Origin of the sequence: Streptomyces sp. NPDC005899, assembly GCF_040629645.1 — a bacterium.
Classification (GTDB): Bacteria; Actinomycetota; Actinomycetes; order Streptomycetales; family Streptomycetaceae; genus Streptomyces.
In genome coordinates this window covers 1-3,988 of record NZ_JBEXWB010000466.1, presented here as the reverse complement: position 1 = coordinate 3,988, position 3,988 = coordinate 1, and the positions used below count along the sequence as shown (strand labels likewise).

Annotated in this window: 4 protein-coding genes; 3 read left to right on the top strand and 1 reads right to left on the bottom strand. The window is 72.9% G+C overall.

From position 1 onward, the window contains the following. Together ABZ371_RS29970 and ABZ371_RS29965 are read left to right on the top strand one after the other, a co-directional pair. On the top strand, positions 1-933 hold a 933-nt coding region (locus ABZ371_RS29970), incomplete at its 5' end, for an FUSC family protein (RefSeq protein WP_358685480.1). Continuing rightward, the gene (locus tag ABZ371_RS29965; RefSeq protein ID WP_358685478.1) at positions 930-1,436 is read left to right on the top strand and encodes a MarR family transcriptional regulator; all 507 of its coding nucleotides are present in this window, start codon (positions 930-932) and stop codon (positions 1,434-1,436) included. The genes ABZ371_RS29970 and ABZ371_RS29965, both read left to right, overlap by 4 nt. A 12-nt stretch (positions 1,437-1,448) precedes the next feature. On the opposite strand, the gene ABZ371_RS29960 is transcribed toward ABZ371_RS29965, so the two are convergent. After that, the gene (locus tag ABZ371_RS29960) at positions 1,449-2,252 is read right to left on the bottom strand and encodes an IclR family transcriptional regulator (RefSeq protein ID WP_358685476.1); all 804 of its coding nucleotides are present in this window, start codon (positions 2,250-2,252) and stop codon (positions 1,449-1,451) included. 432 nt (positions 2,253-2,684) lie between these two features. Between ABZ371_RS29960 and ABZ371_RS29955 the strand changes: the two genes are divergently transcribed. After that, a partial coding sequence (locus ABZ371_RS29955) for an ATP-binding protein (RefSeq protein WP_358685473.1) occupies positions 2,685-3,988 on the top strand: 1,304 nt, incomplete at its 3' end.

Genomic DNA, 3,988 nt, shown 5'->3' with positions numbered 1-3,988 from the left:
GCCGACGCCGAGCAGCTCCGCGCCTGGGCGGCGCGGACCCGCGGGCGGGGCCCCGTGCCCAGCCCCCCGCCCGCCCCCGGCACCGTCGAGCAACTGTTCGGGATCGACGCCGAGCGGGCCGGACAGCGGATCAGGCGAGGGCGGCACGAGGCCCGGCGCAGGCTCCTGCGCGCCCTGCGCCCCGGCTCGCCCGTCCTGCCGATCGCCGTCCGCACCCTCATCGGCTGCGCGCTGGCCGGCTACGTGTCCTGCGCGTTCGGCGTGGGGCGCCCGTACTGGGCCATCGTCACCGCGGCCTCCGTCTACCAGCCCAACCTCTCCCTGACCTGGAGCCGGGCCCTGCAGCGCACGGTCGGCAACCTCGTCGGCGTCCTCGTCTTCGCCGCGGTCGTCCCGGTCGCCCGGACCGGCCCCCTCGCCCTCGTCCTGTGCGTCCTGTGCTTCAACTTCGCCGCCGAGGCACTGATCACCCGCAACTACTGGCTCGGCTCGGTCGCCGTCACCCCGATGGCCCTGCTCGTCGTCGAGTTCGCCGGGTTCCATCCGGCCGGGGAGCTCATCGGCGACCGCGCCCTGGACACGCTCGTGGGCGCCGCGGTCGGCTTCCTGGTGGCCGTCGCCGTGCCCAACCGCAGGGCGGGCGGCCAGGTGGAGCGGGCCCTCGCCGCGACCGGGGAGGCCCGCGCCCGGGCCGAGCGGCTCCTCGCCGACCCGGCCGGTGACGCCCTCGCCCTCGAGGCCGCCCGCAGGCACCTCACGTCCTGCCTCGTCGAACTGCGCGAGGCGAGCGACGTCGCCGCCGGGGAGTGGTGGCAGCGCGCCCTGCCCGAGCAGGACATGCTCGCCGCCGAACAGGCCGGACACCGTACGCTCGCGATGACAGCACATCGGCAGGGACTGATCGCCCTGCCCCCTGCGGACGGAGCGGCGTGAGCGACGACATCGTTGCCTCGGTGGTACGGCAGTGGCACGCCGTCAACCCCGAGCTCGACACCGGGCCGATGGAACTCATCGGCCGCATCAACCGCTGCTCGGCACTGCTGCAGCAGGCGGAGGACGCCCCGCTGCGCGCCGCCGGACTGAACCGGGCCGAATTCGACCTGCTCGGCGCCCTGCGCCGGAGCGGCCGCGAGCTCACCCCCGGCGAACTGGCCAGGGAGACCTTCTCCTCCGGCGCCGCCGTCACCAAGAGGCTCCGGGTCCTCCAGGAGAGCGGCCTCGTGGAACGGCGCAGCGACGCCAGGGACCGCAGGGTCGCCCACCTCGGGCTGACGGCCGAGGGCCGCGACCTGGTGGACCGCATCCTGCCCGAACAGCTCGCCTACGAACGCTCGGTGCTCTCGGGCCTGGACGAGAGCACCCGCGACGGGCTGAGCGGACAACTCAGCACACTGCTCGTGCAGTTGGAGGGCCGCCTCGGCGGCGGACGCCGCTGAGGCGGAGCGAGGTCACCGTGGCCCGCCGTCCGTGAGCAGCGCCGCGGCGGACCGCCGCAGCCGGCCGGCCCGCTCGGCCAGCGCCGCGTCGTCGCCGCGGCCGGCGGGGGCGGACGCGCCGAGAGCGATCCGGGTGCGTCTGCCCGAACCCGTCAGGGGCACGGCGACGGCGTGCAGTCCGGAAACGGACTCCCCGCGGCTGAAGGCGCGGCCCAGCTCGCGGACCTCCGCCAGTTCCGTGAGGAGCGCGGCCCTGGACACCACCGTGTGCGTGGTGACCGCGGGCAGCCGCTCCTGCGGGTAGAGCTCGCACAGCTGGTCCTCGGTGAGCCGGGCGAGCAGGACCTTGCCGACGGCGGTCGCGTGCGCCCAGCGGGTACGGCCGGTCTCCAGCATCACCCGCACCGGGTGCGACGACTCCCGGCCGTCGGTGACCAGGATCCGGTCGCCGATCAGCGCCGCGGTCTGCACCGTCTCACCGGTCCGCCGGGCCGCGTCGTCCAGTACGGCCCCGAGCCGTGCGCGCACCGCCGGGTCGAAGCCGGCCGGGCTGCCCAGGCGCAGGAGTTCGGGGCCCGCCTCGTAACCGCGGCCCGAGGGGTCGCGGACCGCGAAGCCGCGCCCCTGAAGGGTGCTCAGGACGCGGTGGGCGGTGGAGCGCCCGACGGCCAGCCGGCGGGCGGCCTCGGTCACGGTGAGTGTCTCCTCGGTGAGGAACAACTGCATCAGTCGCAGGCCGGTGTCCAGCGACTCGATGGTGTAGTTCCCGGCCGGTGGGGTCGAGGTGGTCTCCCCGTACACCCGTCCGTCGAGCATGCTTCCGCTCCTTTCGATCGGGTTCGATCACATGTGCCATTGTCCCGCTCTGCGGTCCAAGCGAATTCGTACCTACGACAGGAATTCGCCTTGGTGTGCGATTCTTCGGGGCTTCTTGCTGGAAACCCGTGTGAGGAAGCAGTGCGGTCTCACCGGCGCATTGTCCCGCTGGACAGGACGGACCGGCCCGCTTTCCGCCTATTCACTCCCTCCGTCACTCACCGCGCACGCGCGAAGGCGCTGAGTGCGAAAACTGGCGAGTGTATTACCGCCTGAGTGCTCGCGCAGGGGGTTGGGCGAATATGCCGAGGCGCTGTTCTGATCTGGCTAGGCTCACGCGCAGTGAAGTCGAGTTGATATGAATTCGAGCACTTGTTCACAACTGTCCGGGCAAGTGCCGCTACCTCCCGAATCAACCGCCAGAGGGTTTAGATGGTCCGTGTTGAATCACCGCCGACAAGAAGAGACATCCCCGCGGTCCGCGCGGCGCTCCTGCCCGTCGTCCTGACGGCCGGGGCCACCGCGGCCGGCGCGGTGCCCCTGACCGGCACCGCCCGGGCGGCCGTCGTCTGGTGCGGTGCGATCGCCACGGTCGTGGTCGCCGCGCTCGCCGTCGCACTCCACCGCGCGCGCCGCGCGACGCGAGTCCAGCGGGCCGGGTACGAACAGCGCGTCGCCTACCTGGAACACCGCATCGCGGCGCACGACCAGGAGACCGTCAGGCTCACCGAGGAGCTGCTCCCCGCCGCGATCCGCAGGCTGCGCGCGAGCAACTCCCCGCAGGAGGTGATGCGCGACGTGATCGACGCGGACGAGACCTACCGCAACCTGCCCAGGTCCCAGCGGGCCCTCGTCCTGAAGATCCTCGACATCGTCGACAACGAGGAGGCCATGCGCGACTCCGCGCAACGCGCCTTCGTCAGCGTCGCCCGCCGCGTCCAGGCCATCGTCCACCGGCAGGCCAGTGAGCTCCGGGAGATGGAGGACCACCACGGGCGCAACCCCGAGGTCTTCGACGACCTCCTGCGGATCGACCACGGCACCGCGCTGATCGGGCGGCTCGCCGACTCCATCGCCGTACTCGGCGGCGCCCGTCCCAGCCGCCAGTGGCCCAAGCCCGTACCGCTGTTCAGCGTGCTGCGCGGCGCGATGTCCCGGATCCTCGAATACCAGCGCATCGACCTGCACTCCATCGCCAAGGTCGCCATCGTCGGCACCGCGGTGGAGCCGCTCATCCACGCCTGCGCCGAGCTCCTCGACAACGCCACGCGCTACTCGCCGCCGCAGACCCGCGTCCACGTCACCGCGGTCGAGGTGCAGACCGGCATCGCCATCGAGATCGAGGACGGCGGTGTCAGCCTCAGCGAGGAGGCCCGTGCCCGGGCGGAGAACATGCTGGCCCAGGCGCAGGCCGGCATCAACATGAACGACCTCGGCGAATCCCCCCGCCTCGGCATGGCCGTCGTCGGCCGGCTCGCGCGCATGTACCAACTCAAGGTGTCCCTGCGGCAGTCCGCGTACGGCGGCGTCCGAGCCGTGCTCATCGTCCCGCGCGACATGATCACCACCGGCCCCGCCCCCGGCATCGCCCACGGCATCGGCGCCACCTCGCGCCCCCAGAGCTCCCTCGACATGTCGCAGCTCCAGCACGTCGTCCCCCCGCGCGGCAAGCGCCGGGCACGCCGCGACGCGACCGGGCCGGTCCCGTCAGCGCCCGCCGCCGCGCCCGCGGCCGC